This window comes from Streptomyces sp. NPDC092370 (assembly GCF_044755265.1).
GTDB lineage: Bacteria > Actinomycetota > Actinomycetes > Streptomycetales > Streptomycetaceae > Streptomyces.
In genome coordinates this window covers 131,817-153,683 of record NZ_JBIVQO010000005.1, presented here as the reverse complement: position 1 = coordinate 153,683, position 21,867 = coordinate 131,817, and the positions used below count along the sequence as shown (strand labels likewise).

At 71.8% G+C, this 21,867-nt stretch carries 17 protein-coding genes, 1 tRNA gene and 3 pseudogenes; 8 read left to right on the top strand and 13 right to left on the bottom strand.

Annotation, left to right across the window (positions count from 1 at the left end; all coding sequences use genetic code 11):
• Positions 1 to 17: 17 nt before the first annotated feature.
• A complete protein-coding gene (locus ACIQHQ_RS17600) occupies positions 18 to 1,532 on the bottom strand; it encodes a PP2C family protein-serine/threonine phosphatase (protein ID WP_402612811.1) in 1,515 nt (504 codons plus the stop codon).
• Between the two features lie 503 nt (positions 1,533 to 2,035).
• On the opposite strand from ACIQHQ_RS17600, the gene ACIQHQ_RS17595 reads away from it, so the two are divergent.
• Both ACIQHQ_RS17595 and ACIQHQ_RS17590 read left to right on the top strand, forming a co-directional pair.
• Positions 2,036 to 2,701 (top strand): bifunctional DNA primase/polymerase, encoded by a 666-nt coding sequence (locus ACIQHQ_RS17595; RefSeq protein ID WP_402612810.1) that lies wholly within the window; start codon positions 2,036 to 2,038, stop codon positions 2,699 to 2,701.
• A 226-nt stretch (positions 2,702 to 2,927) separates the two neighbouring features.
• On the top strand, positions 2,928 to 3,380 hold the full coding sequence (locus ACIQHQ_RS17590) for a hypothetical protein (RefSeq protein ID WP_402612809.1): 453 nt from the start codon (positions 2,928 to 2,930) through the stop codon (positions 3,378 to 3,380).
• A gap of 246 nt (positions 3,381 to 3,626) precedes the next feature.
• Here ACIQHQ_RS17590 and ACIQHQ_RS17585 read toward each other — a convergent pair whose 3' ends face one another.
• From ACIQHQ_RS17585 to ACIQHQ_RS17575, 3 genes are all read right to left on the bottom strand, one after another.
• On the bottom strand, positions 3,627 to 4,616 hold the full coding sequence (locus ACIQHQ_RS17585; RefSeq protein ID WP_402612808.1) for a DUF5926 family protein: 990 nt from the start codon (positions 4,614 to 4,616) through the stop codon (positions 3,627 to 3,629).
• A 108-nt stretch (positions 4,617 to 4,724) separates the two neighbouring features.
• Positions 4,725 to 5,363 carry an ATP-binding protein gene (locus ACIQHQ_RS17580; RefSeq protein WP_402612807.1) on the bottom strand — a complete coding sequence of 213 codons (639 nt, stop codon included), beginning with the start codon at positions 5,361 to 5,363 and terminating at the stop codon, positions 4,725 to 4,727.
• Between the two features lie 166 nt (positions 5,364 to 5,529).
• Complete coding sequence (locus ACIQHQ_RS17575) at positions 5,530 to 6,357, bottom strand: glycerophosphodiester phosphodiesterase (protein WP_402612806.1); 828 nt, start codon at positions 6,355 to 6,357, stop codon at positions 5,530 to 5,532.
• A gap of 286 nt (positions 6,358 to 6,643) precedes the next feature.
• Between ACIQHQ_RS17575 and ACIQHQ_RS17570 the strand changes: the two genes are divergently transcribed.
• Together ACIQHQ_RS17570 and ACIQHQ_RS17565 are read left to right on the top strand one after the other, a co-directional pair.
• Positions 6,644 to 8,065: a S1C family serine protease gene (locus ACIQHQ_RS17570; RefSeq protein ID WP_402612805.1), complete on the top strand. Its 1,422-nt coding sequence runs from the start codon at positions 6,644 to 6,646 to the stop codon at positions 8,063 to 8,065.
• A gap of 63 nt (positions 8,066 to 8,128) precedes the next feature.
• Positions 8,129 to 8,215 (top strand) — tRNA-Ser (locus ACIQHQ_RS17565).
• A gap of 621 nt (positions 8,216 to 8,836) precedes the next feature.
• Here ACIQHQ_RS17565 and ACIQHQ_RS17560 read toward each other — a convergent pair.
• The 3 genes from ACIQHQ_RS17560 to ACIQHQ_RS17550 all read right to left on the bottom strand — a co-directional run bounded on the left by ACIQHQ_RS17560 (position 8,837) and on the right by ACIQHQ_RS17550 (position 12,174).
• Positions 8,837 to 9,937 carry an HTTM domain-containing protein gene (locus ACIQHQ_RS17560; RefSeq protein WP_402612804.1) on the bottom strand — a complete coding sequence of 367 codons (1,101 nt, stop codon included), beginning with the start codon at positions 9,935 to 9,937 and terminating at the stop codon, positions 8,837 to 8,839.
• A gap of 61 nt (positions 9,938 to 9,998) precedes the next feature.
• Positions 9,999 to 10,583 (bottom strand): DUF5819 family protein, encoded by a 585-nt coding sequence (locus ACIQHQ_RS17555; RefSeq protein WP_402612803.1) that lies wholly within the window; start codon positions 10,581 to 10,583, stop codon positions 9,999 to 10,001.
• Between the two features lie 277 nt (positions 10,584 to 10,860).
• Positions 10,861 to 12,174, bottom strand: coding sequence for an ice-binding family protein (locus ACIQHQ_RS17550; RefSeq protein ID WP_402612802.1), 1,314 nt, complete (start codon positions 12,172 to 12,174; stop codon positions 10,861 to 10,863).
• Between the two features lie 149 nt (positions 12,175 to 12,323).
• Here ACIQHQ_RS17550 and ACIQHQ_RS17545 point away from each other — a divergent pair.
• From ACIQHQ_RS17545 to ACIQHQ_RS17535, 3 genes and pseudogenes are all read left to right on the top strand, one after another.
• Positions 12,324 to 12,637 (top strand): annotated as a pseudogene (locus ACIQHQ_RS17545) (hypothetical protein); the annotation flags it as partial.
• Positions 12,638 to 12,938: 301 nt separating this feature from the next.
• A complete protein-coding gene (locus tag ACIQHQ_RS17540) occupies positions 12,939 to 13,208 on the top strand; it encodes a hypothetical protein (protein ID WP_402613082.1) in 270 nt (89 codons plus the stop codon).
• A gap of 40 nt (positions 13,209 to 13,248) precedes the next feature.
• Positions 13,249 to 14,019 carry a glycosyltransferase family 2 protein gene (locus ACIQHQ_RS17535; RefSeq protein WP_402612801.1) on the top strand — a complete coding sequence of 257 codons (771 nt, stop codon included), beginning with the start codon at positions 13,249 to 13,251 and terminating at the stop codon, positions 14,017 to 14,019.
• 58 nt (positions 14,020 to 14,077) lie between these two features.
• On the opposite strand, the pseudogene ACIQHQ_RS17530 reads toward ACIQHQ_RS17535, so the two are convergent.
• The 3 genes and pseudogenes from ACIQHQ_RS17530 to ACIQHQ_RS17520 all read right to left on the bottom strand — a co-directional run.
• Positions 14,078 to 14,825, bottom strand: a pseudogene (locus ACIQHQ_RS17530) (PIG-L deacetylase family protein); the annotation flags it as partial.
• 9 nt (positions 14,826 to 14,834) lie between these two features.
• Positions 14,835 to 15,047 (bottom strand): ferredoxin, encoded by a 213-nt coding sequence (locus ACIQHQ_RS17525; RefSeq protein ID WP_402612800.1) that lies wholly within the window; start codon positions 15,045 to 15,047, stop codon positions 14,835 to 14,837.
• A gap of 86 nt (positions 15,048 to 15,133) precedes the next feature.
• Positions 15,134 to 15,601 carry a hypothetical protein gene (locus tag ACIQHQ_RS17520; RefSeq protein WP_402612799.1) on the bottom strand — a complete coding sequence of 156 codons (468 nt, stop codon included), beginning with the start codon at positions 15,599 to 15,601 and terminating at the stop codon, positions 15,134 to 15,136.
• Between the two features lie 434 nt (positions 15,602 to 16,035).
• On the opposite strand from ACIQHQ_RS17520, the gene ACIQHQ_RS17515 reads away from it, so the two are divergent.
• Positions 16,036 to 20,418 carry a hypothetical protein gene (locus tag ACIQHQ_RS17515; RefSeq protein WP_402612798.1) on the top strand — a complete coding sequence of 1,461 codons (4,383 nt, stop codon included), beginning with the start codon at positions 16,036 to 16,038 and terminating at the stop codon, positions 20,416 to 20,418.
• A 164-nt stretch (positions 20,419 to 20,582) separates the two neighbouring features.
• On the opposite strand, the gene ACIQHQ_RS17510 is transcribed toward ACIQHQ_RS17515, so the two are convergent.
• From ACIQHQ_RS17510 to ACIQHQ_RS17500, 3 genes and pseudogenes are all read right to left on the bottom strand, one after another.
• Positions 20,583 to 21,155, bottom strand: a complete 573-nt coding sequence (locus ACIQHQ_RS17510; protein WP_402612797.1) for a GNAT family N-acetyltransferase — start codon at positions 21,153 to 21,155, stop codon at positions 20,583 to 20,585.
• Between the two features lie 74 nt (positions 21,156 to 21,229).
• Positions 21,230 to 21,430, bottom strand: a pseudogene (locus ACIQHQ_RS17505) (hypothetical protein); the annotation flags it as partial.
• Complete coding sequence (locus ACIQHQ_RS17500; RefSeq protein ID WP_402612796.1) at positions 21,384 to 21,848, bottom strand: hypothetical protein; 465 nt, start codon at positions 21,846 to 21,848, stop codon at positions 21,384 to 21,386. The gene ACIQHQ_RS17500 and the pseudogene ACIQHQ_RS17505, both read right to left, overlap by 47 nt.
• Positions 21,849 to 21,867: the final 19 nt, after the last annotated feature.

Genomic DNA, 21,867 nt, shown 5'->3' with positions numbered 1-21,867 from the left:
GGCGATGACGAGGAGCGTTACTCGAACCGGATCGCGAGGAGCACGACGTCCTCCGCACCGTCCGCCGCGTCCAGCTCCTCCGGCAGCACACCGCGCAGGACGTGGTCGGCGATCGCGCCGGGATCGCCGCGCAGGGCCCGGGGCACTCCGGCCGCCGCCGCGTGCAGCCGGGCGAAGGCGCGGTCCGTGGCCTCGCCGGTGCGGTGCAGCAGGCCGTCGGTGTAGAGCAGAACCGTCTCTCCTGGCTCGGCGAGGATCTCCACGCTCGGCGCCTCCCAGCAGGCGAGCATGCCCAGCGGGGCGGAGACGGACGTCTCGACGAACTCCGTACGGCTCTGTCCGATCAGCAGGGGAGGGCTGTGCCCGGCCCCGGCCAGCGTGATCTTGCGCGCGGCCGGTTCGCAGTAGCCGAACAGGGCGGTGGCCGAGCGGGCCGGTTCGGTGAGCCGCAGCAGCAGCTCCAGGTCGGACAGGACGGCGACCGGATCCTCCCCTTCCATCACGGCGTACGCACGCAGCGACGCCCGCAGCCGTCCCATCGCGGCGACCGCGCTCGGGCCCGACCCGGTGACGGATCCCACGGCGAGGCCGAGGGCGGCGTCGGGCAGCGGCAGCGCGTCGTACCAGTCGCCGCCGCCCCGCGGGCCGGTGCGGTGCCGGGCGGCGAGCTGGACACCGGCGACCCGGGGCAGCCGCGCGGGCAGCAACTCGTCCGACATCGTGGCCATGGACGTGCGCGTGCGTTCCAGTTCGAGGAGCCGGGCCAGGTGCTCGGCGGCGTAGCGCGCGTAGAGGCCGGCGAGGTGGCGCTGCCGCTCGCCCGGCTCGGCGGGTTCGTCGTAGAGCCACACGGCGGCGCCGAGACGGCCGGCGGCGTCGGTGGTCAGGGGGAGGGCGTAGCTGGCCGCGTAGCCGAGGCGGGCCGCGACCTCGCGGTGGCGCGGGTCGAGCCCCTCCGTGGCGAACAGGTCGGGCTCGGCGATGCCGCCCTCGCCGCCCGGCAGCCCTTCGAGGATCCGGCCGTAGGACAAGGCGCTGCGCGGGACGGTCTCGATGTGGCCGAGGTCGGCGCGGGCGAGGCCCAGGCCGGTGGTGGTGTCCGGGCCGAGTCCGTCGCCGGGTTCCAGGACGGCGAGGCCACGCCGGGCGCCCACCAGGGCGGCACCGGCTCCCAGCAGTTCCTGGAGCGCCGCGTCGAGCGTGGCCGTGCGGGCCAGGCGTTCGGTGAGTTCGTGCAGGGTGGTGAGGTCGGAGACCCAGCCGGCGAGACGGTCCTGGAGCACCGCGCCGGCGGGAGCCGGGGGCTGCGCGGGGGCGGCCGGGGGCGAACCCGCCGCGACGGGCGCGACAGTGTGGGCGGGCGCAGGAACCGTTGAATCGATTCCAGCCACTTTCGGAGGGTGCGGAGCGTTCATGGCGTCCGGCCTTGCAACCGGTACGTACTGCTCAAAAGCATCGCAAACCCCCATGTCATTCTGCGTCGCTAGCAGTGTCTCCACATGTACACGCACTCGTGAGGAGATGTCCAGCATTGTCCTGCCGGGATTACTGGTGCCGTGAGGTCCGAGGGAACAACTCTCCTTCCTCTTGCGGAAAAGTGAAGTTGGCTGAAAACTGCCTCAGGGGACGGCTTATTGCGGTCGACTGGGCTTGCTCGACGGAGCGTCACAACGGTCGTGATGGGTACCTACTCGGTAAAGGCCAGGGGTGGTTGGGAATCACCCGGAACCTGGTGACGGAACCGGGCGTCCTATCCACCGACGACCGTGCCCCATCCTCCCGTGGCGGAGGCGGAGAGAAATACGCGCGACGGCAAACGCCATACTTCGCCACCCCTACGCCAGGCCCGTGCTCTCGGTAGACGCAGTATGGGCGGGACGGCCGCGGAGGCAGCCCGAAGCTCGACCCATAGGGGTTCCCCTTGCCTTCAGCAGGGGTGTGATGCGCCAACAGGTACGCACAGTGAAGTGACCGACACATGATGTGATGTGGACCACCGTGTTGCCAGGCGTGCAACGGAAAGGAACGAGCGCTCATGCGCGAGATCCTCGGAAGGCGACGCAGGCTCCTGTCCCAGCGCAGCGACGGGAGGCCTGAGCTGATCGGCGCGGCCCTGACCTACGCGACGGAATGGCAGTGGCCCGTACTCCCGGGCGTGGCGGCGGACCCCGAGGGGCACTCCCGCTGCAGCTGCCCCGACCCCGAGTGCACAGTGCCCGGCGCGCACCCCTTCGACCCCGGCCTCCTCGCGGCCACCACCGACGGGCGCATGGTGCGCTGGTGGTGGGGCAACCGGCCGACGGCGCCGATCGTCATGGCCACCGGCGGCCGCGCCCCTTGCGCGGTCTCCCTGCCGGCCCTGCCGGCCGCCCGCGCGCTCAAGGCGCTCGACCGGACGGGCATGCGGCTCGGCCCGGTCGTCGCCTCGCCCACCCGCTGGGCGATCCTCGTCAAGCCGTACTCCATGGAGCAGCTCGGCGAGCTGCTCTACGCCAAGGACTTCGTTCCCGGCTCGCTCCGCTTCCACGGAGAGGGCGGCTATCTGGCCCTGCCCCCGTCCGGGACGGCCCAGGGGGAGATCCGCTGGGAGCGCGCGCCGCTGCCCGGCTCGGCCTCGCCGTGGGTCCCCGATGTCGAGGCCGTGGTGGACGCCGTGGTGGAAGCGCTCACTCGTACGGGTGTGAGCGCGCCCGATTTGTAGGGCTGTCGGGCGCGCCGAGCCCGGCGCCCGCACCGGCGCGTTAGGTTCCGGAACCATGCGGCGTCCTGCCCGGGGTCGCTCCCGGGACTCCCGAAAGACCAGACTGCTCGCCCTCGCGGGTGTGGTGGCGTGCGCGGTCGCACTGCCGCCGGCGGTGGCGTCCGGGGGTTCCGTGGGGCCCATGGGGTTTGTGGGGCCGGCGAGGTCTTCGGGGTCGAAGGGCGTCGTGAGTTCGGCGGCTGCCGACGTCCGCCCGTCCGGTTCCGGCGCCGTACGTCCCTCCCCGCGCGCCGGCGGCAAGGCGCCGGGGGCGTCCTTCGCCGCCCCCGGCCTCCCTGCCCAGGGCCAGTCGATCGCCGTGCGCTGCGGACCCGAACTCTCCTCACCCCACGGCATCGAGGCGCAGACCTGTGTCGTGACGCGGGGTGCGGACACCTGGGCTCGGACCTACTACCGCAATGCGACCGGCGAGGCGCTGGACGCCCTGCTGAGCCTCATGGGCCCCGACCGGAACCTGTGGATGACGTGTGCCGTGGGGGCCGGGGACGAGCCGGGGACGTGTGAGACGCCGCGTGAGCCCGCACGCGGGAATCCGGCGTCGTACACAGCCGTCGTGGAGTTCGCCGAGCGGGGCGGACGGGGGCCGCTGCTGCTGCGCTCGGGGAGCAACTCGCCCTAGCGAAGGGGCAGTTGACGAGCGGCTGTGTTCCGTGAACGGAAGCGGAGACGAAAAGACCCGGTTGCTGGCGACGGGGGATGCACCAGCAACCGGGCTACAGGAACGGTAACAAGAGATCGGCGGTTCGCAAATTCGATCTCGTCTTTCCGGTCACCGACTGGCTTGTCCGCACCGGGAGTTGTGATCGGCGCGGGACGCGCGGGTCCGGCCGGCCGGCGGCGCGGCCGGCCGGACCACCGGCGGGTGTCAGCTGAGCGTGACCTGCCGGTTGGTGAGGCCGCCGCGGGCGCGGCGCTCGTCCGCGGTGAGCGGCGCGTCCGTCGCCAGGGCGGCGGCGAGGCGCTCGGCGAACTCGGCCGCCGGCTTCTCGATGTCCTCGGCCTTGACCCCGCTCGGCAGGTCCCACACCGGCACCGTGAGCCCGTGAGCGCGGAAGGAGCCCACCAGGCGGGTGCCCTCGCCGAGGCTGGAGCGGCCCGCCGCGTGCAGCCGCGCGAGGGCGTCCAGAAGCCGCTCCTCGGCGTGCGGCATGACCCACCGCAGATGGTTCTTCTCCGGCGTCTCGCACCAGTAGGCGGCGTCCACGCCCTGGAGCTTGACGGTCGGGATGGCCGCGGCGTTGGCCCGCTCCAGGGAGGCGGTCACCTCGGGCGTGGCGTTCTCCGGGTCCGGGACCCAGAACTCGAAGCCGCTGTGCACTTCTGGCTCGAACGCGCCCTCGGGGTCGAGGAGGTCCTGCAGCCGCGGGCTGTCGGCCGGGGCGCGGCGGCCCTGGACGGGCGTGCCGGGCTGGGCCTCCAGGGCGCGCTGGAGGGTGTCGGCGAGGTCGCGGCTGATGTCGCCGGAGGAGGTGTCGTTCTGCAGGCCGAGCAGGACCGAGCCGTCGTCGCGGCGCAGGGCGGGCCAGGCCATGGGCAGGACCGTGGCCAGGGTGACCGCCGGGACACCCTCGGGCAGGCCGTCCTTCAGGGTGAGTTCGACCGTGGCCGCCGGCACCAGCTCGCGCAGGGCCACCCAGTCGCACTCGCCGGGCAGACCCTCGAAGGGGCGGTGCACCAGTTCGGTCGCGGCGTGGGAGGCGGCCCGGCCGTGACAGGCCTTGTAGCGGCGGCCGCTGCCGCAGGGGCAGGGCTCGCGGGCGCCGACGACCGGAACGTCTCCCTCGGCACCCGCGGCGCGGGCCCCGCCCGTGGTCTGCGGGCGCTTGGCCTTCGTCTGGGGTCGCTTCTTGGCCATCGATGGGTCTCCCGATTGCGGCTCGTCTCGTACGGTCGCGAGCCTAGCCGTTCGTGCCCCGGGCCACGGGGTCCTGTGGACAACCCGGTCCAGCGCGGCGTGTGGCGCTCAGTCCATGCCGTCGAAGGCGTCCGCGAAGCCCAGCCCGGGTATCCGGGAGACCGCAGGGGCGGTGACGCGCGTCGCGAAGTCGTCGCGGCGGTGGCCGGCGTCGGGATCGTGGACGTCGCCGTGGACGACGACCCACACGGTGACCTCGCCGCGGATGTCGTCCCGCACGCCCCAGTCGTCGGCGAGCGCGGTGATGATGTTCAGCCCGCGACCGCCGTGCGCCGTGACCGACGGAGTCGCGGGGGCGGGGCGGGTCGGGCCGCCGCCGTCCGTGACCTCGACGATGAGCCGCCCGGCCGGGTCCACGCGCCACGCGGCACGGACGTCACCGTCGCCGGACAGTGCGCCGCCCAAGGGTCTGCCGTGCTTGCACGCGTTGCTCAAGAGTTCGGAAAGGATCAGTACGGCGTCGTCGATGACCGACTCCGCGACTCCGCCTCCGCGCAGCTGCGTACGCATCCGGCGTCGCGCTTCCCCCACGCCCGCAGGGCCATGGGGTACGGCCATGCTCGACGACGTGGGCACCTCCTGTGCCACCACCAACGCCACCCCCGAGACCTCCTTCGCCCCACGCCACGGTGTGGATGCCCCATTGGCCTGTACCGGAAACCGGCCGATCCACCCCCGGTGACGCATTCACCCCGAGCGAATACGGACCGAACGCGCCGGAGCACTCCTTGTGATCGCCTGGCTGGAAAACATCGGTGTGGCTGATAAAGGAGGATCCCGTTCACCGGGACGCGGGGTCAAGAGGTGTGCGTGTGTCTGGTGGGACTTGGGGGGTTGCGCGCCGGTGCGGTTGTCAGCGGCCTAGCCGGTCCAGCACCGCGCGCGGGCGGTTGGTGATGATGGCGTCCACACCCAGCCCGACGCAGAGATCCACGTCCGCGGGTTCGTTCACGGTCCACACGTGCACCTGGTGCCCGGCCTGTTTCAGGCGCTCGATGTACGTGGGGTGGTTGCGCACGATCCGGATGGAAGGCCCCGCGATCCGCACGCCCGGCGGCAGCCGGCCGTCGCGCAGCCGGGGCGAGGGGAACTGCGTCAGATGGACCGTCGGGAGCGTCGGCGAGGCGGCACGCACGCGGTGCAGCGAGCGGGCCGAGAAGCTCATGACGCGCACCTGGGACTCCTCGGCCGAGGCCGGGGCGTCGAGGCCGAACCGCTTCAGCAGGACCAGCAGCCGGTCCTCGACCTGCCCCGCCCAGCGCGTGGGGTGCTTGGTCTCGACGGCCAGTTCCACGCGGCGCCCGGCGTCGGCGATCAGTTCCAGCAGTCGCTCCAGGGTGAGGACGGAGGTCGCCTCGCGGTCCTCCGGGCGGTGCTCCCAGTCGGGTTCCTCGTCGCGTCCCTTCCAGGCTTCACCCGTCTTCCAGGAGCCGAAGTCCAGGGCGGCGAGGTCGGCGAGCTCCAGTGCGGAGACCGCGCCGCGGCCGTTGGACGTACGGTTGATCCGGCGGTCGTGCACGCACACCAGGTGGCCGTCGGCGGTCAGGCGCACATCGCACTCGAGGGCGTCCGCGCCGTCCTCGATGGCCTTGGTGTACGCGGCCAGGGTGTGTTCCGGGGCGTCCTCGGAGGCTCCGCGGTGGGCGACGACTTGAATCACGTGCTGTCGTGCGTGGGTCACCGCGTCATGGTGCCATCGAGTGCGGGTACGCGTCTGGTCGGACGGACTCGACGGATGCGCAGGTTCGGACGGAGGCATAGGGATTGCGTCCTTTTAGCAGGTAGTGACCTATATAAAGAATGGCCTCGGACACACAGCCACCGCTTATGGTGCTCTGACGGCCTGTGGGAAAAGCTGACGGCATACAAGGGGACAAGCACCGCTGTATCGCGCCGGCCCGTCGACGGCGGGAAAAGGCGTGACCGCGTGCGACCCGGAAAACGGCCGTGGATCTAGGAGAGAAGCTGTGAGCACCGAGAACGAGGGCACCGCGGTACCGCCGGCCCCGTCCGCACCCCCCGTGCCGGTGGACGCTCCCGCTGCTCCGGCGCCCCAGGCACAGGCCGGGCCGTACGGACAGGACGCCCCGGGGCAGCACCCTCAGGGGCAGGGCGCTTCCGGTGACGCCGGCCACCCCGGCGTCTCCTCTTCCGCCCCCGACCCCTCCTGGCCCCCGCCCCCGCCGCCGGCCTCCCCGTACGGCGGCGGCGGTTCCGGGGCCGGGCCGGGCGGCTGGGGTTCGTCGTACCAGCAGCCGGCGCCGAAGTCGGGTCGCGGGCGCGGTGGTCTGGTCGCCGCGGTCCTGGTGGCCGCGCTGTGCGCGGGCGGCCTGGGCGGCGGGCTCGGGTATGTGCTGGCGAAGAACAACGACGAGAGCACGGGCTCGACGACGGTGTCGGCCTCCGCGAGCGGCGGCGACGTCAAGCGCGACCCGGGCACGACTGCGGGAGTCGCCGCCAAGGCGCTGCCGAGCACGGTCACGATCGAAGCCGAGAGCACCAGCGGCGAGGGCGGCACCGGCACCGGCTTCGTCTTCGACAAGCAGGGCCACATCGTCACCAACAATCATGTGGTGGCGGACGCGGTGGACGGCGGCAAGCTCACCGCGACGTTCCCGGACGGCAAGAAGTACGACGCCGAGGTGATCGGCAACGCCCAGGGCTACGACGTGGCGGTCATCAAGCTGAAGGACGCCCCCTCCGACCTGAAGCCGCTCACCCTCGGCGATTCGGACAAGGTGGCCGTCGGCGACGCGACCATCGCGATCGGCGCCCCGTTCGGTCTGTCCGACACGGTGACGACGGGCATCATCAGCGCCAAGAACCGCCCGGTCGCCTCCAGCGACGGCAGCGGCAGCCAGGCGTCGTACATGAGCGCCCTGCAGACCGACGCCTCGATCAACCCGGGCAACTCCGGCGGTCCGCTGCTGGACGCGCAGGGCAATGTCATCGGCATCAACTCCGCGATTCAGTCCACCGGCAACGGCGGCTTCGGCACCGGGCAGTCGGGCTCGATCGGCCTGGGCTTCGCCATCCCGATCAACCAGGCCAAGTACGTGGCCCAGGAGCTGATCAAGAACGGCAAGCCGGTGTACGCGAAGATCGGCGCGTCGGTCTCCCTCGACGACGGCTCCGACGGCGCGCAGATCACCGACCAGGGCGCGGGCGGCGCGGCACCGGTCGAGCCGGGCGGCCCGGCCGCCAAGGCGGGTCTCAAGCCGGGCGACGTCATCACCAAGCTCGACGACCGGGTGATCGACTCCGGCCCCACCCTGATCGGCGAGATCTGGACCCACCAGCCCGGTGACAAGGTCACGATCACCTATGAGCGCGGCGGCAAGCAGCACACGGTCGAGGTCACGCTCGGCTCCCGCGTCGGCGACAACTGACCCCCACCCGCCCGCGCCGACCCGTTACCCTTGTCCCCGCGCCGCCGATCACGGCCGGCGCGGGGAGGTGTGCCCGAGCGGCCGAAGGGAACGGTCTTGAAAACCGTCGTGGCAGCGATGTCACCGTGGGTTCAAATCCCACCGCCTCCGCAGAGGTCGTAAGCCTCGCAGGTCGGAAGGGGTGTCTCTCATGAGAGACACCCCTTCCGCATGGGGCCTGTCTCACCTTCATCCGGCTCTGTCACGTCGTTGATCAGTGCGCGCGGACCACGCGTGGACCATCGTCGGTAAGGAACCGGCAGGGTCAGCCATGCGATGCTCCCGCAGTCCACGCAGGACGGCCGTGGTGCTCCCGCAGTCCACGCAGGACGCGTGGTGAGGGACATGGCTGATCCCGGTTGCTCTGGGCGGCTGTCGTCACCGCGGCCCTGATCGCCAGCGTTGGCTGACGCCGACCGGGCCGTCCAGTTCCATGGTGAGGGTCGACTCCGCGACGTGCACGGTCACGGTCACGGTCCGGCCAGCGTACGGGCGGCACCCGGGGGAGACGACCTGCCCGCAGACCATGACCGCGCCTACGGCGCTGCCCCGCCGCTGGACACGCACCGGCTCGTCGGACCCGACGGGACAGACCCCAGCCGGAACTGCCTGCCCGCCCGCCACCCGCAGATTCCCATTCGCAGCCACCACCCGCGTTGGATGGCCCGAGGCGTCTACCAGATTGTCGCGAAGAAGCGGCATCACTTGCCGGGCGGCACAGTCACCTGCTCTCTACCGGCCCATATGCGAGGGAAATCGGACCGCTGGCCGTACTTCCGTGAGGTTCAGTGAGGGCTGCGGTGGTACCGCTGCGGGCGTTGTCCCGACCAGGGCTTCGGCTCCCCTGCCACCTGTGCGCTGGAAGGTGCGCCGCCCCAGCCGTCCCAGAGCGCGGTAGAAGCGGTCCGGCAGGAACGCGGCATCGGCGACGATCATCGCGCCGGAAAAAAGTGGCAGCCCCATGAGCAACGCGATATTCACGTGCATGCCGAACAGCAGAAGCAGGACGGGGTATTTCATCCTGCTGAACAGGGTGAACGGGAATGCGATCTGTACCAGCACCGTCAGGTAGGCGACGATGGCGATCAGCACATGATGGCCGGCGATCAACTGGGACAGTTCCGGCCAGGGCCGGAACAGATCGATGTTCAGGACGTAGTGAAGGGCGGTGCCATCACCCCATTTCGCGCCCTGCACCTTGTACAGGCCCGCGCATCCGTAGAGGAAGCAGACCTGGACGGCGATGACGAACATGCCGCAGTTGTGCAGCACGGTGGTCAGGATGACGCGGGCGTCGCCGAGATGGTGCCGGAGGCCGCCGCTTCGCAGGCCTGCGGTCCCGCCCGCCGACGCCTGGAGCCGGGTCCTGCGGGCGTCGAGGGACCAGCGCCGGCCGCACGCGGTGAAGAGGAGGTAGACAGCCATGAGGACCATAAGGTTGTCCCCGCCGTCGGCCATGTAGAGCGCCCTGGCGTGGAACGACACCACCACGACGGCGAACAGCACGGACACCGCCCGCGTCCGCCAGCCCAGCAGGAACAGCGCACACGTCACCAGGGCCAGGGCGTAGCAGACCTCGAAGTACACGTGGCTGTCGGACAGGGTGAGGAGGCTGACCCACCCGCTTTGGTCGAACATCTGCCTGGCCAGCGCGGGCGTCCAGGGTGCATCCGGGCCCCACATGTCGTGGCGGTGGGGGAACTCGCGGAGCAGGAAGACGAGATAGAGCAGCCCGTACCCGATGCGCAGCACCGCCGCCGCGTACAGGGACACCGGCCGCTCGGTCAGGAGCGCGACGAGCACCTGGGCCCCGTCGAGGACACGCTGCGGCATGCGAACGGCTCCTCGTTCCGTTACCTGTGCGGACGCCGTGGGCGCCGCAACCGGTCGCTGTTCAGTCCGTTCCATGAGAGGCCGCCTTCCACCAGGGCAGATACCGCGTTTGGGGCCGCGTCGATGCCGTGGTCACCGGGGGATGTCCACCCGCTGCGCCGGGCGCGGCGACGGGCTGAGAGATCACCCGCAGCTGGATGGAGTCAAAGGCGCCGCCATGTTGTGCGGCGACGCGTTCCGCCGCGATGTTGCGCAGATACTTCTCGATCATCAGAGCCCGCTCCGAATACGGCCGGTTGTCGCTGCCGTGCGTTTTCAGATACGCATTCCATGCCTGGCGCAGCATGTTCTGTGCCGTATGGCTCGGAAAGACGTTGTGCTTCACTGCGGCATCGTCCGCAGCGGTCAGATCGATCCAGCCACTCACCTGTGTGGTGCCGTCCGGTGCCGTCCGGCTGACCCTCGCAGAAATCTGCCGGTTAGCCGACTGAGGGTTCGGGGCGAAAAGCCGCCAGTTCTGCTCAAAAAAGGGCCGGACCCACGCGTTGACCTGTCGGCTGTACGCCTGCGAGATGGTGTTCGGAGGCGCCACGTGCAGAAACACCAGGACTACATGGACCAGAGTCACCGCCAGACACAGGGCCACCGCGATTCCCGTTGCGGCGCTCAGAGGGCGGGGCGGCCGCGAATTCCCCCGGGAGCCAGCCGGTCCCCCGACACCATTCCGTGCTGCCGATTCAGCGTCGGTCTGTCGCGCCTCCTCTACGTATGTCGAATCAGCACCGCTCAGCACGGCCCCACCCCGTCCTTTCCATCCTGACCACTCACACCCGCTGCTCCTGCTTCCGCATGCGGCACGCGACGCAAGTCCATGACGATCCGCCGCGCGCCACCCGTCTTACCTTCAGTGATGGAAGGGCATTTCAGGCACCTTGGGCAGCTTGCGCTCGCCCCGACTTCTTGTCATGACCGGATTTCCCCGGCTTGTCACCGTAGCCGGGCTTTTCCGGCTTGTCGCCGTAACCGGGCTTTTCTGGCTTGTCGCCGTAGCCGGGCTTTTCTGGCTTGTCGCCGTAACCGGGCTTCCCCGGCTTGTGGCAGCCACAGTTGTGTCCGCCCGTCGTGGCGTCGCCCGTCGTGGCGTCGCCCGTCGTGGCGTCGCCTGTGGTGGCGTCGCCGGTGGTGGTGGTGTCACCTGTGGTGGCGTCGCCAGTGGTGGTGGTGGTGTCGCCGGTGGTGGTGTCACCTGTGGTGGCGTCGCCGGTGGTGGTGGTGTCGGTGGTGGTGGTGTCGCCGGTGGTGGTGGTGTCGCCGGTGGTGGTGGTGTCGCCTGTGGCGGTGTCACCTGTGGTGGTGGTGTCGCCTGTGGCGGTGTCACCTGTGGTGGTGGTGGTGTCGCCTGTGGCGGTGTCACCTGTGGTGGTGGTGTCGCCGGTGGTGGTGGTGTCGCCGGTGGTGGTGGTGTCGCCCGTCGCGGCATCACCGGTGGTCGTGGTGGCGGTGTCACACTCCGGCCTGGTGATCACGTTGTTGTCCAGTGTCACGGCCCCGTTGCGGGCCAGTACCCGGCCCTCGATGGTTGCCCCACTGTTGACAGTGATAGAGGTGAGCGCCATGAGGGTGCCCACAAAGCGGGAGCCCGATCCGAGCGTGGCCGATTCGTCGGTCACCCAGAACACGTTGCAGGCCTGGGCGCCGTTCTGAAGGACGATGTTGCTCCCGGACGCCGTCGTCAGCCCCGCCGGAACCTTGAACACCCAGACGGCATCGGGATTGCCTCCGGCATCAAGGGTCCAGGTACCGTTGACCAGCAGACCGGACTCGACGGCGTAGGTGCCCGGAATCAGTGTGGGATTCACGGGCGCCGCGGAAAGGTTGAATTCCGTGGGCTGGCCGAAAGCGTTGTCGTACGCCGTACCAAGGGCGGCCTGCGCTCCTGCCGCCGCCGCGCCCGCGTAGATCGTCCCGTTGACAACCGTCCCCGGTGGGAATCCGGTGATAGCCGTGCCCGGAGACACACCGACGTCTCCGGTGACCACAGAAGGTCCTGTGTTGGTGACCGTGGAACCGGCCAGCACCGCGTAGCTTTCCGCCTCGCCCAGATCCACGAATGTCGCTGCATTCGCTCGCGTAGGCGTCACGGCCACAACGGCGGCGGCGACCAGCAGAGCGAGTGCCCCCGCGATCCAGACCATCAATGTGCGCCGTTGTGGCACATCGGGGATGTTGAGTGTCATCGAGTTTCCAACTCCTGTGGGGGCTTTCGGCGTTCCGCGTCGAACAGAATCGCCTCTTCTGTCGGCGGCATATTACGCAGGCGCCTGACACTGGTGACGATTCACTCGGCGGTGTCGCCGGAATCGATCAATATTCATCCAGCAATACGATGAATATTGAGCCGAATGACTGCCTCCGTCCGTGCGGCAAGCCCATAACCGAGCCGTCCTGGATAGCCCCGTTCACCGGGCTGAACCCACGTGAGTTCGGCAAGCCGATCACCGCGTTGCGGCGGCGAGGGTGCGGATGCGGTACGCCAGGCCCGACCGTGGAGCCTGCCGCTGGAGGAGCGACTCCTGCTGGTCGCCGCGTACCGTCGGACGAACCTGACCCTGCGCCAACTGGCCCCGGTGTCCGGGTTATCGAAATCCGTTCCCCGACCGGATCGTGGACCACCTTGGCCCGGCGCCGGCTCTGCACCCTTCGGACGAGGCACATGTCCTGAGTGAGGCGTGGGAGGGGTGGCCCGCGGCCAGACCTCGGCAGGCCAGGGCGGACCTGGTGTGGACCACGGCCCCCGCGCGAGGCCCGAGGTCTTGCCGAGGGGCGCCCCTTCCGCGTGGGACAAACGCGCACAGGCTCTCCGCCGTCTTGCGTCGTGAGGCGCCAGACGCGGGAGGGGGCATGACGAACACCGAGGCGCGAACGACCGCGATGATCACGGGCAGGGAGCGCAGGACAAGGCGACGGTGCTGGCCCGGGACGGGCGTACGGGCAAGGCCGTTTGGCGGTTGCGCAAGGACTCCTGGCGACTCGGGGCCCGGCCCGGGAGGCTCTGGAACTGCTGGTCCACGGGTACGCGTTGCCCACGAACGGCGGCCAGGCGCTGGCCGCCCTGCGCGAGCTCGATGCCGCGCTGGTCGTGGAGCTGGCCGCTCTGCTCGACGGCGGCCGGCAGATCGACGCGTCAGTCTGCTCCGGGAGCGGACCGGTGTCGATCCGGCCGGTGGCCCTCACCTGGTCCTGGAACGGGCGGACGCCAGGTCCGTGGTGAGCACTACGATCACCGAGGCGTGCCGGTCGGAGAAGGGTGGGTGAACGCCGCCGTGAGTCGGCGCATCGTCGTCGTCACCGCTGTGCACGGTCCCCACGCCCGCTTTCTGCCGGAGGCCTACGCGTCGTTGTGCGCGCAGCGGCTTCCCGTCGGCTGGGAGTGGCACTGGGTCGTGCAGGAGGACGGGGAAAGCGAGGGCGTCCGGCCGTATGTGCCCAGGGACGCCCGGGTGACGTTCCGGCAGGGGCGGGCAGGAGGGCCCGGTGTCGCACGGACCATGGCGCTGGCGCACGGGGACGGGGCGTACGTGAAGGTCCTGGACGCCGACGACCGGTTGACGCCGGGCGCGCTCGCGCGGGATCTCGCCGCGCTGGAAGGGGACCCGGGTCTCGGGTGGGCCACGTCGCGGGTGCTCGACCTCCTGCCCGACGGGTCGACCGTCGGGTTCCCGGGCGATCCGGACCAGGGGCCGATAGAGCGCGGGGCCGTGCTCGCGCACTGGAAGGCGAACGGCTTTCTCGCGCAGGTGCATCCCGCCTCGCTGTGTGTGCGGCGGGAGTTGCTGCTCGCCCTGGGCGGCTGGATGGCGCTGCCCGCCTCGGAGGACACCGGCCTGCTGTTGGCGCTGAACGCGGTGAGCCGGGGCTGGTTCTCGGGGGAGGTGGGCCTGCTGTACCGGAAGTGGGCCGGGCAGGTGACCGGGCAGGCGGCCCATATGGACCAGGCCGAGCGGGAGGTCCGGATGGCTGTCGTGGAGGCCAGGGCCAGGGCGTTGTCCCGGCTCCGGTGGGGTGTCCCGACCGCGCCATGACAGCGGCTCGGCCCGCGCCGGGGCCGTCGGCGGTGTCACGACCGCGCCATGACAGCGGCTCGGCCCGCGCCGGGGCCGACGGCAGCAGGCCGTGGCGGGTGTACCACTCCGTGCCGAGCAGCCGTTCCCGCTCGGGCACGGACAGCGCGTCGATCAGACGCGGTGCGGCTCCCCGTGCCACCTCCGTGCGCTGTGCCAGGACCGCCGCGACCTTCCGGTCCAGCCAGGGGGTGACGTCGACGGTGACGCTGACGCGTTCGTCCGGGACCGTGTGCAGCGCCTTGCCTACGGGGGCCAGGTGCCCACCCCAGGTCCGGACCGCCGTGTGCGGGTGGGTGGCCAGGTACAGGGCGCTCGGCTGCCGGGGCTCTCCGGCGTCCGGGTAGAGGCCTTCCGGTCCGGCGGCGTGGACCGCGAGGGTGGTCACGCGGTGGGTGTGCACATGGTCCTCGTGGCCGGTCAGGCCGCCGTGGGCGTCGTGGGTGAGGGTGATCTCCGGGCGGAAGTCCCGTAGATGTGCGACCAGTTCCCCGATCGCCTCGTCCAGCGGGACGTGGCGGAAGCGCGGTCTGGCCGGGGCCGAGAGCGGGACGCGGGAGTCGGCGTGACCCAGCATGCGTGGCCTGTCGGCGCCCAGGATGCGGAGTGCCTCGGCCAGTTCCGCGGCGCGTGGGGTGTCCGCCGACCAGGTCGGCGTGACGACCGCCGTGCGCTCCGGTGGACGCGTGGCGGGCGAGGACACCGCCCGCCGACAGGGACTCGTCATCGGGGTGGGCGAAGACCGCGAGCAGGCTCGGCAGCGGCAACCGCCCTCGCTACGGCCGGTCCGGCGACGGTGGCGCCCCGGTGATGCTGATCGCCTGGCTCGGGCACTTCTCGACCGCCTCCAGGATCTCCGGGCCGCCGTCCGTTCGCTCGCGCCCCGGGCGGACGGCGCCGAAGCCGTCGACGAACTCGAAGACCGCCGGAGCCCGGTGGGCGCACTCGGCGGAGCCGTAGCAGAGTTCGCGGTCTACGGAGACCTTCATGTCCTCGTGTCCCCCTCCTGACGGCATCGGGAGCGTGGCCGTCGGGGAGTTGCCTGCCCAGCGCGACCCCGGCCGAACCGGTCCGGTCACCGTGCGCCCCCGGCGGTCGCCAGCCACTGGGCGACCCGGCGTACGGCGGCCTCGTCGAGCCGTTCGACCAGCGCCTGGACGGTCGTGTCGTCCTCGGGGGAGAGGTCGTAGAGGCCCGCCTTGGTCAGGCCGGCGATGAGGACCTGGTGGCGGCGGCCGGCCATCCGTTCCGCCAGTGTGGCCGGTGCGTCGGAGGAGGGCTCTGGATTCGGCTGAGATACGACGGTCTGTTGCAGCGGGGCGGCGAACCGGTGCCATCCGCCGTCCCTCGGCCCCCACAGGGCGACGGCCACCTCGTCGCCCCGTGCGCGCAGGGTCTGGGTCATCTCGCCCAGGGCGTACAGCACCGGTGAGCGGTGGGGCGACTCGGCGGCGGTCTTCCAGGAGCCGGCGTCCGGGCGGTAGAACATCGCGACCCAGCGCGGGACACCCTGCGGTCGTGGGCTCTCGGGACGTGACTCCACTGCGCTCACCCCTGCACATCGCTGCGGAAGCGGTACGGCAGGCCGACCATAACTGACGGGCCGTCAGTTTTCCAGGGTCGGAGGGCGCGGTCCGAAGGGCGTGCGCGGCGACGTCCGCAGGGGTGTGCGGCACGGCCCGCCGAGGCCGGGACAGACGGTTCGCGGGGGTTGCGGGGCGCGGTCCGCCGGGGCGGATCGCCACGTCGTCCGGCACCGGTCCCTCCCCTCGTGGGGACCGGTACCGAACGGTGGAGCCTCGTCGTCCGGCTCGGACGGAAGCTGACCGGATGGGCGCGCTGTTGCGTCCGGATCCTGCCATTTCCGGCCGCGGACGAGGAGATTCCGGGGGCAGCGGACGGTATCACCGCAGGTCAGCCATATAGAGTGAGTTTTCCGGTCCGGACGTCCAGGCGCGGAAGTAAGGAGCTGAGACCTTGAGTTCCGACTCGGGGGCACGCACCGCCTTCGCCGAACGCCTCGCGCTGTTGTACAAGGAAGCCGGCAACCCTCCACTCAAACGTGTGTCCGAAGCGGTCGTCCGGCTCCAGCGGGTCGACGAACGCGGGCGGCCCGTGCGGGTGTCCGCCCAGCGCATCAGCGACTGGCGGCGGGCCCGGAACGTACCCGCCCAGTTCCCCGCGTTGGCGGCGGTGCTGCACGTGTTGATCCCCGAGGCACGGCGCGAGCGGCCCACGCCCGTCTCCCCGGGGCTGTACGACCTCGGCCAGTGGCAGCGGCTGTGGGAACGCGCGGTGGCCGACCCGGTCGGCGAGCGCCCCGCGGCGTCCGCCGCCGAGAAACGGCCCGCGGAGGAGACCGCGGCCGCCCCCGGAGGGGTCTGCCCCTACCGGGGTCTCGCCTCCTACCGCCGGGAGGACGCCCGGTGGTTCTTCGGCCGGGAGCGGAGCACGGACGCGCTCGTCGCCCAGCTCGGGGCCGTCGCAGGGACGGGCGGCCTGGTCATGCTCGTGGGCGCGTCGGGGGCGGGGAAGTCCTCACTGCTGAACGCCGGTCTGGTGCCCGCCCTGCGGGACGGCGCGCTGGGCGGCGACGACGGCGACGACAGCGGCCGGGCGCGGGAGGTCGTACAGCTCGTACCGGGCGGTGATCCGCTGGCGGAGCTGGGCCGGCGCATTCCCGAGCTGGCCGCCGTCTTCCCCGCTCGGACAGCGCCCGGGGCAGCCCCGTCCGGGCCGGAGACAGGGCGGTCCGGCGCTTCCTCCGCGCAACAGCCCGGCCACTACTCCGCGCAACAGCCCGGCCATTCCTCCGCGCAACAGCCGGGCGCTTCCTCCACGCGGGAGCCCGGCCATTCCTCCGCGCAACAGCCGGGCGCTTCCTCCACGCGGGAGCCCGGCCATTCCTCCGCGCAACAGCCGGGCGCTTCCTCCGCGCAACACCCCGGCCACTCCTCCGCGCAAGGGCCCAGCGCTTCCGCCCCACAACACCCCGGCCACTCCTCGGCGCAACAGCCCGGCCACTCCTCCGCGCAAGAGCCCGGTCCCTCCCCCGGCAGGGAGCCCGCGGCCCAGGAGAGCGGCGGCCCACCGGCACCCGATCCCGGTACGCCGCCCTTCACCGGCGCCGTCCGCGCCGCCGTCGCCGCCTGGGCCCGGCGCGAAGCGCCCTCCGGGGCCCGCCCGGTCGTCATCGTGGACCAGTTCGAGGAGACGTTCACCCTCTGCCCCGACGAGGCGGACCGGCGCACCTTCATCGAGGCCCTGCACGCCGCCTGCTCTCCAGCGCGGCCCGGCGAACCGGCCCCGGCGATCGTGGTGCTGGGCATCCGCGCCGACTTCTACGACCGGTGCCTGCGCTACCCCGAGCTGGCCGACGCGCTCCAGCACCGGCACATGGTGCTTGGGCCGCTGACCACCGCGGAATTGCGCGAAGCGGTGACCGGTCCGGCCAAGGCCGTCGGCCTGGAGCTGGAGCCGGGGCTGGCGGAGCTGATCGTCCGGGAGGTCAGTGCCGACGGCCCGCGCGGGGCACAACACGCCGGCGTGCTGCCGCTCCTTTCGCACGCCCTGCTCGCCACCTGGCAGCGCAGGAAGGCCGGCCGGCTCACTCTCGCCGGTTACCGCGCGGCCGGCGGCATCCAGGGCGCGGTCGCGGCGACCGCCGAGCGGGCCTGGACCGGTCTCGACCCGGCCGCGCGCACGGCGGCCCGGCTGCTCCTGCTCCGCCTGGTCCGGCTGGGCGAGGACACCCAGGCCACGCGCCGGCGCGGGACCCGGCGGCAGCTGGCACAGGAGTCGACCGACCCCGGCAAGACGGAGGAGTCCCTGGAGGCGCTGGTCCGCGCCCGGCTGGTGACGCTCGACGCGGAGACCGTGGAGATCACCCACGAGGCGCTGCTGCACGCCTGGCCGCGGCTGCGCGACTGGATCGACGAGGACCGGCAGGGCAATCTGCTGCGCCAGCGCCTGGAGGAGGACGGCCGGGCCTGGGAGGAGTCGAACCGCGACACCTCGCTGCTCTACCGGGGTTCCCGGCTGGAACAGGCCCACGGCTGGGCGAGGTCCGCCGGGGACAGGTTCCTGACCCGCAGCGCGGTGGAGTTCCTGGCCGCCTCGGTCCGGCTGCGCCGGCGGATCAGCTGGATCAGCCGGGGCGCGGTGGCGGCGCTGGTCGTGCTGGCGGTGCTGGCGGTCGGATCGGCCGTGATCGCCTGGAAGCAGCGGGACGAGGCCGTCTTCGAGCAGGTGCTCGCCCAGTCCGACCGCGTGCAGGACACGGACCCGTCGCTGTCCGCACAGCTCGACCTGGTGGCGCATCGGCTGCGGCCGGACGACAAGGGCGCGATCAGCCGCCTGATCTCCATAGTGAACACCCCCCTCGCCACGCCCCTCACCGGTCACACGGGTGCCGTCTACCTCACGACGTTCAGCCCGAACGGACAGGTCCTGGCCACCGCCAGCTACGACCGGACCGTGCGGCTGTGGAATGTCGCCGACCCCAAGCGCCCGCAACCCCTGGGCAAGCCCCTCACCGGGCATACGAGCTGGGTGAGCAGCGCGGTCTTCAGCCCGGACGGCCAAACGCTCGCCAGCGCTTCCGACGACGGCACCGTACGGCTGTGGGACGTGACCGACCCCGAGCACCCGAAGTCGCTCGGCGCGCCCCTGACCGGCCACGACGGCACCATCTACCTGATCGCCTTCAGCCCGGACGGACGCACGCTGGCCTCCGCGAGCGACGATCACGCGGTCCGGCTGTGGGACGTGGCCGACCGGCGGCGGCCCCAGGTGCTGGGCGCCCCCCTGACCGGACACAGGGCGGCCGTGCGCTCGGTGGCGTTCAGTCCGGACGGCCGGACGCTGGCCGCGGGCGGTGACGACGGCACGATCCGGCTCTGGGACGTGTCCGAGCCCGGCCGCCCGGAGCCGGCCGGAAGTCCGCTGACCGGCCACACGACCACGGTGCACTCCGTGGCCTTCAGCCCCGACGGCCGCACGCTCGCCAGCGGCGGCGCGGACGGCACCGTGCGGCTGTGGAACATGGCCGGCGGGGGCCGCCCGGCCGAGATCGGCGCGCCGCTCGCCGGTCACACCGGGCCGGTCTGGTCCGTGGCCTTCAGCCCCGACGGGAACATGCTCGCCGCGGCCAGCGCGGACAGCACCGCCAGCCTGTGGAAGGTCAGCGATCCGAGGTATCCGTCGCAGGTCGGCGGGCCCCTCGCGGGCAGCAGCGGCGAGATGTACGCGCTCGGCTTCAGCCCCGACGGGCGCACCCTCGCCACCGGGACGGGTGACAACAAGGTCCGCCTGTGGTCGGTGCCGACGTCGGACATGGCCGGCCGGACCGGAGCGTTCCGGCCGGACGGGCCGGTGCTCGCGACGGCGGCGCGGGACGGCCGGATCCGGCTGTGGGACGTGCGGAGGCCCGGCAGGCCGGTGCGGATAGGTGAACCGTTTCGCCCTCGCCGGGGCGACGTGCGCTCCCTGGAGTTCTCCCGGGACGGCCGCACCCTCGCGGTCGTGACCGGCGACCGGGCCGTGGAGCTGTGGAACCTCGCCGACCCGGAAGACCCTGCCCCGTACGGCTCCCCCGTCCCGCTGCGCATCCGGTACGCGGACCCGCTGGCGTTCAGCCCCGACGGGCGGGTCCTGGCCACGGCCCACGACGACCGCACCATCCAGCTGTGGGACATCCGCGACCCGTCCCGGCCGCGCCCGCTCGGCACGAGCCTCACCGGGCACAAGGGCTACGTCAACCACCTCGTGTTCAGCCCGGACGGCCGGACGCTCGCGAGCGGCAGCGCGGACGGCACCATCCGGCTGTGGAACGCGGCCCGCCCCGGGCGGGTGACCCTCGCCGGGGCGCCTCTGCGGGGCCACCTCGGAGCGGTCAACGCCCTCGCCTACAGCCGCGACGGCCGCACGCTGGCCAGCGCGGGCGACGACACCTCGGTCCGCCTGTGGGACATCACGGACCCCGCCGAGGCCTCCGAGGAGACGCGGCTCACGGGGCACACGGAAGCGGTCGTGTCGCTGACGTTCAGCCGGGACGGCCGCACCCTGGCCAGCGGCGGCAACGACAGCACCGTCCGGCTGTGGAACGTCTCCGACCCCTCCCACGCCACCGCGATCGGCCAGTCGATGAGCCCCCACGCCAAGAGCGGCACCTTCCTGGCGTTCAGCCCGAACAGCCACATGCTCGGGGTGTCGAGCGGCGCGGACACCATCCGGTTGTGGAACCTCGACGTCGACGCGGCCGCCCGCCGCGTCTGCTCGATGACCCGGGGGGTGCTGACGCCGGACACCTGGCGGGAGTACCTGCCCCGGCTCTCCTACGATCCGCCGTGCGACGGCTGACCCGCCCCCTCGACAACAGGCCCGGCCGGCACGGCGGTTGAGTGATACCAGTCACAACCGGGCTCTCCTGACGGTCAGTCGGCTCGCGGTGGGCAAGCGCTTGTTACCCTTGGCCATGGCTCGACCGCTGGTGCATCCCCCGTCGCCAGCGGTCGGGCCTTTTCTCACCGCAGGCCGAGGCGCATCAGAATCCGGGGATGACCGGCCAGCACCGAGGTCGTGTCCGCCGCGTGGGTGAAGCCGGCGCGTTCGAAGTTCTTCCGCAGACCCGCGTACGCCATCGTCGGATCGACCTTGGCGTCACCGTTGTCCAGGGGGTACGCCTCGATCGCCGGTGCGCCGCGGTCCCGGGCGAACGCGACCGCGCCGGCGATGAGGGCGTGTGAGATGCCCTGCCTGCGATGGCCGGGGCGGACCCGGACGCACCACAGCGACCAGACGGGCAGGTCGTCGATGTGCGGGATCTTGCGGTTGCGGGCGAAGGAGGTGTCCGCGCGCGGGGCGACGGCGGCCCAGCCGACCGGTTCGTCACCGTCGTAGGCGAGCACTCCCGGGGGAGGGTCCGCGCGGCACAGTTCCGCGACGTACGCGCCGCGTTCCGGACCGCGCAGTTCGTTGTTCAGCCGGGAGGGGATCCGGTAGCTCAGGCACCAGCAGACGTTCGCCTGGGGCGACTTGGGCCCGAGCACGGCACGGACGTCCTCGAAGTCCGTGGCCGGGTGAACGTCGATGCTCATGTACCCACGATGTCACGCACGGGACGGCCCTGCCCCGGAAGCCGGGGACACGGCCTGGCTGAACGCGTCGCAGAAGGGCTGCGCGGGCGCGTCGTCCAGCAGTGCGCCGCGGGCTCCCGGAGGAAGTCCTCCGGCTCCAGTCGTTCCAGGTGGTACTCGTACAGCGACCAGGTCGACTCCGACTGCCGGCGCGGATGTTCCAGCCGGGAAGCACTCGGGTCGACGACCCTACGGGGGCGCCGGGGCGTCCCGGGCCAGCCCCGCCCAGTCGAGATCGCGCAGCGCGGGCTCCGCGTCGCAGCCCGACGGCAGGCGGGGCGTGGACTGGAACCAGACGACGGTCAGGCGCGAGCGGTAGGCGACCGGGTCGCGGGCCGGGTCCAGGGCCGCGGAGTGGAACGTGCCGAGGCAGGCCACGGCGGGCAGCACCTCGACCGGCCCGAGGCCGCCCGCGTACTGGTCGGGGTACTCCCGCCGCGGCGGGACGAGGTGCACCGGCGTGCCCGGGCGGGACCGCTCGGCGGCGTGCAGGAGACCCCGGATCCGCAGATCGTTCAGCGGCTTGCAGGGATAGCCCTCCAGCATGTCGCCGTACGTCGAGGAGAACCGCAGGTCGGCGAGGTCCACCGAGCGGCCGGAGGCCAGGACGAGGCGGGTGAGCGCCAGGGCCGGTGATGTGGCGTGCTGTTGCATGGAGGTCTTTCGGTGTTCA

Coding starts and splice junctions, on each gene's coding strand:
- ACIQHQ_RS17600 (WP_402612811.1), bottom strand. CDS start 1,532: ATGCTGGACATCTCCTCACGAGTGCGTGTACATGTGGAGACACTGCTA.
- ACIQHQ_RS17595 (WP_402612810.1), top strand. CDS start 2,036: ATGCGCGAGATCCTCGGAAGGCGACGCAGGCTCCTGTCCCAGCGCAGC.
- ACIQHQ_RS17585 (WP_402612808.1), bottom strand. CDS start 4,616: ATGGCCAAGAAGCGACCCCAGACGAAGGCCAAGCGCCCGCAGACCACG.
- ACIQHQ_RS17580 (WP_402612807.1), bottom strand. CDS start 5,363: ATGCGTCACCGGGGGTGGATCGGCCGGTTTCCGGTACAGGCCAATGGG.
- ACIQHQ_RS17560 (WP_402612804.1), bottom strand. CDS start 9,937: ATGCCGCAGCGTGTCCTCGACGGGGCCCAGGTGCTCGTCGCGCTCCTG.
- ACIQHQ_RS17550 (WP_402612802.1), bottom strand. CDS start 12,174: ATGACACTCAACATCCCCGATGTGCCACAACGGCGCACATTGATGGTC.
- ACIQHQ_RS17525 (WP_402612800.1), bottom strand. CDS start 15,047: ATGAAGGTCTCCGTAGACCGCGAACTCTGCTACGGCTCCGCCGAGTGC.
- ACIQHQ_RS17510 (WP_402612797.1), bottom strand. CDS start 21,155: ATGAGCATCGACGTTCACCCGGCCACGGACTTCGAGGACGTCCGTGCC.
- ACIQHQ_RS17500 (WP_402612796.1), bottom strand. CDS start 21,848: ATGCAACAGCACGCCACATCACCGGCCCTGGCGCTCACCCGCCTCGTC.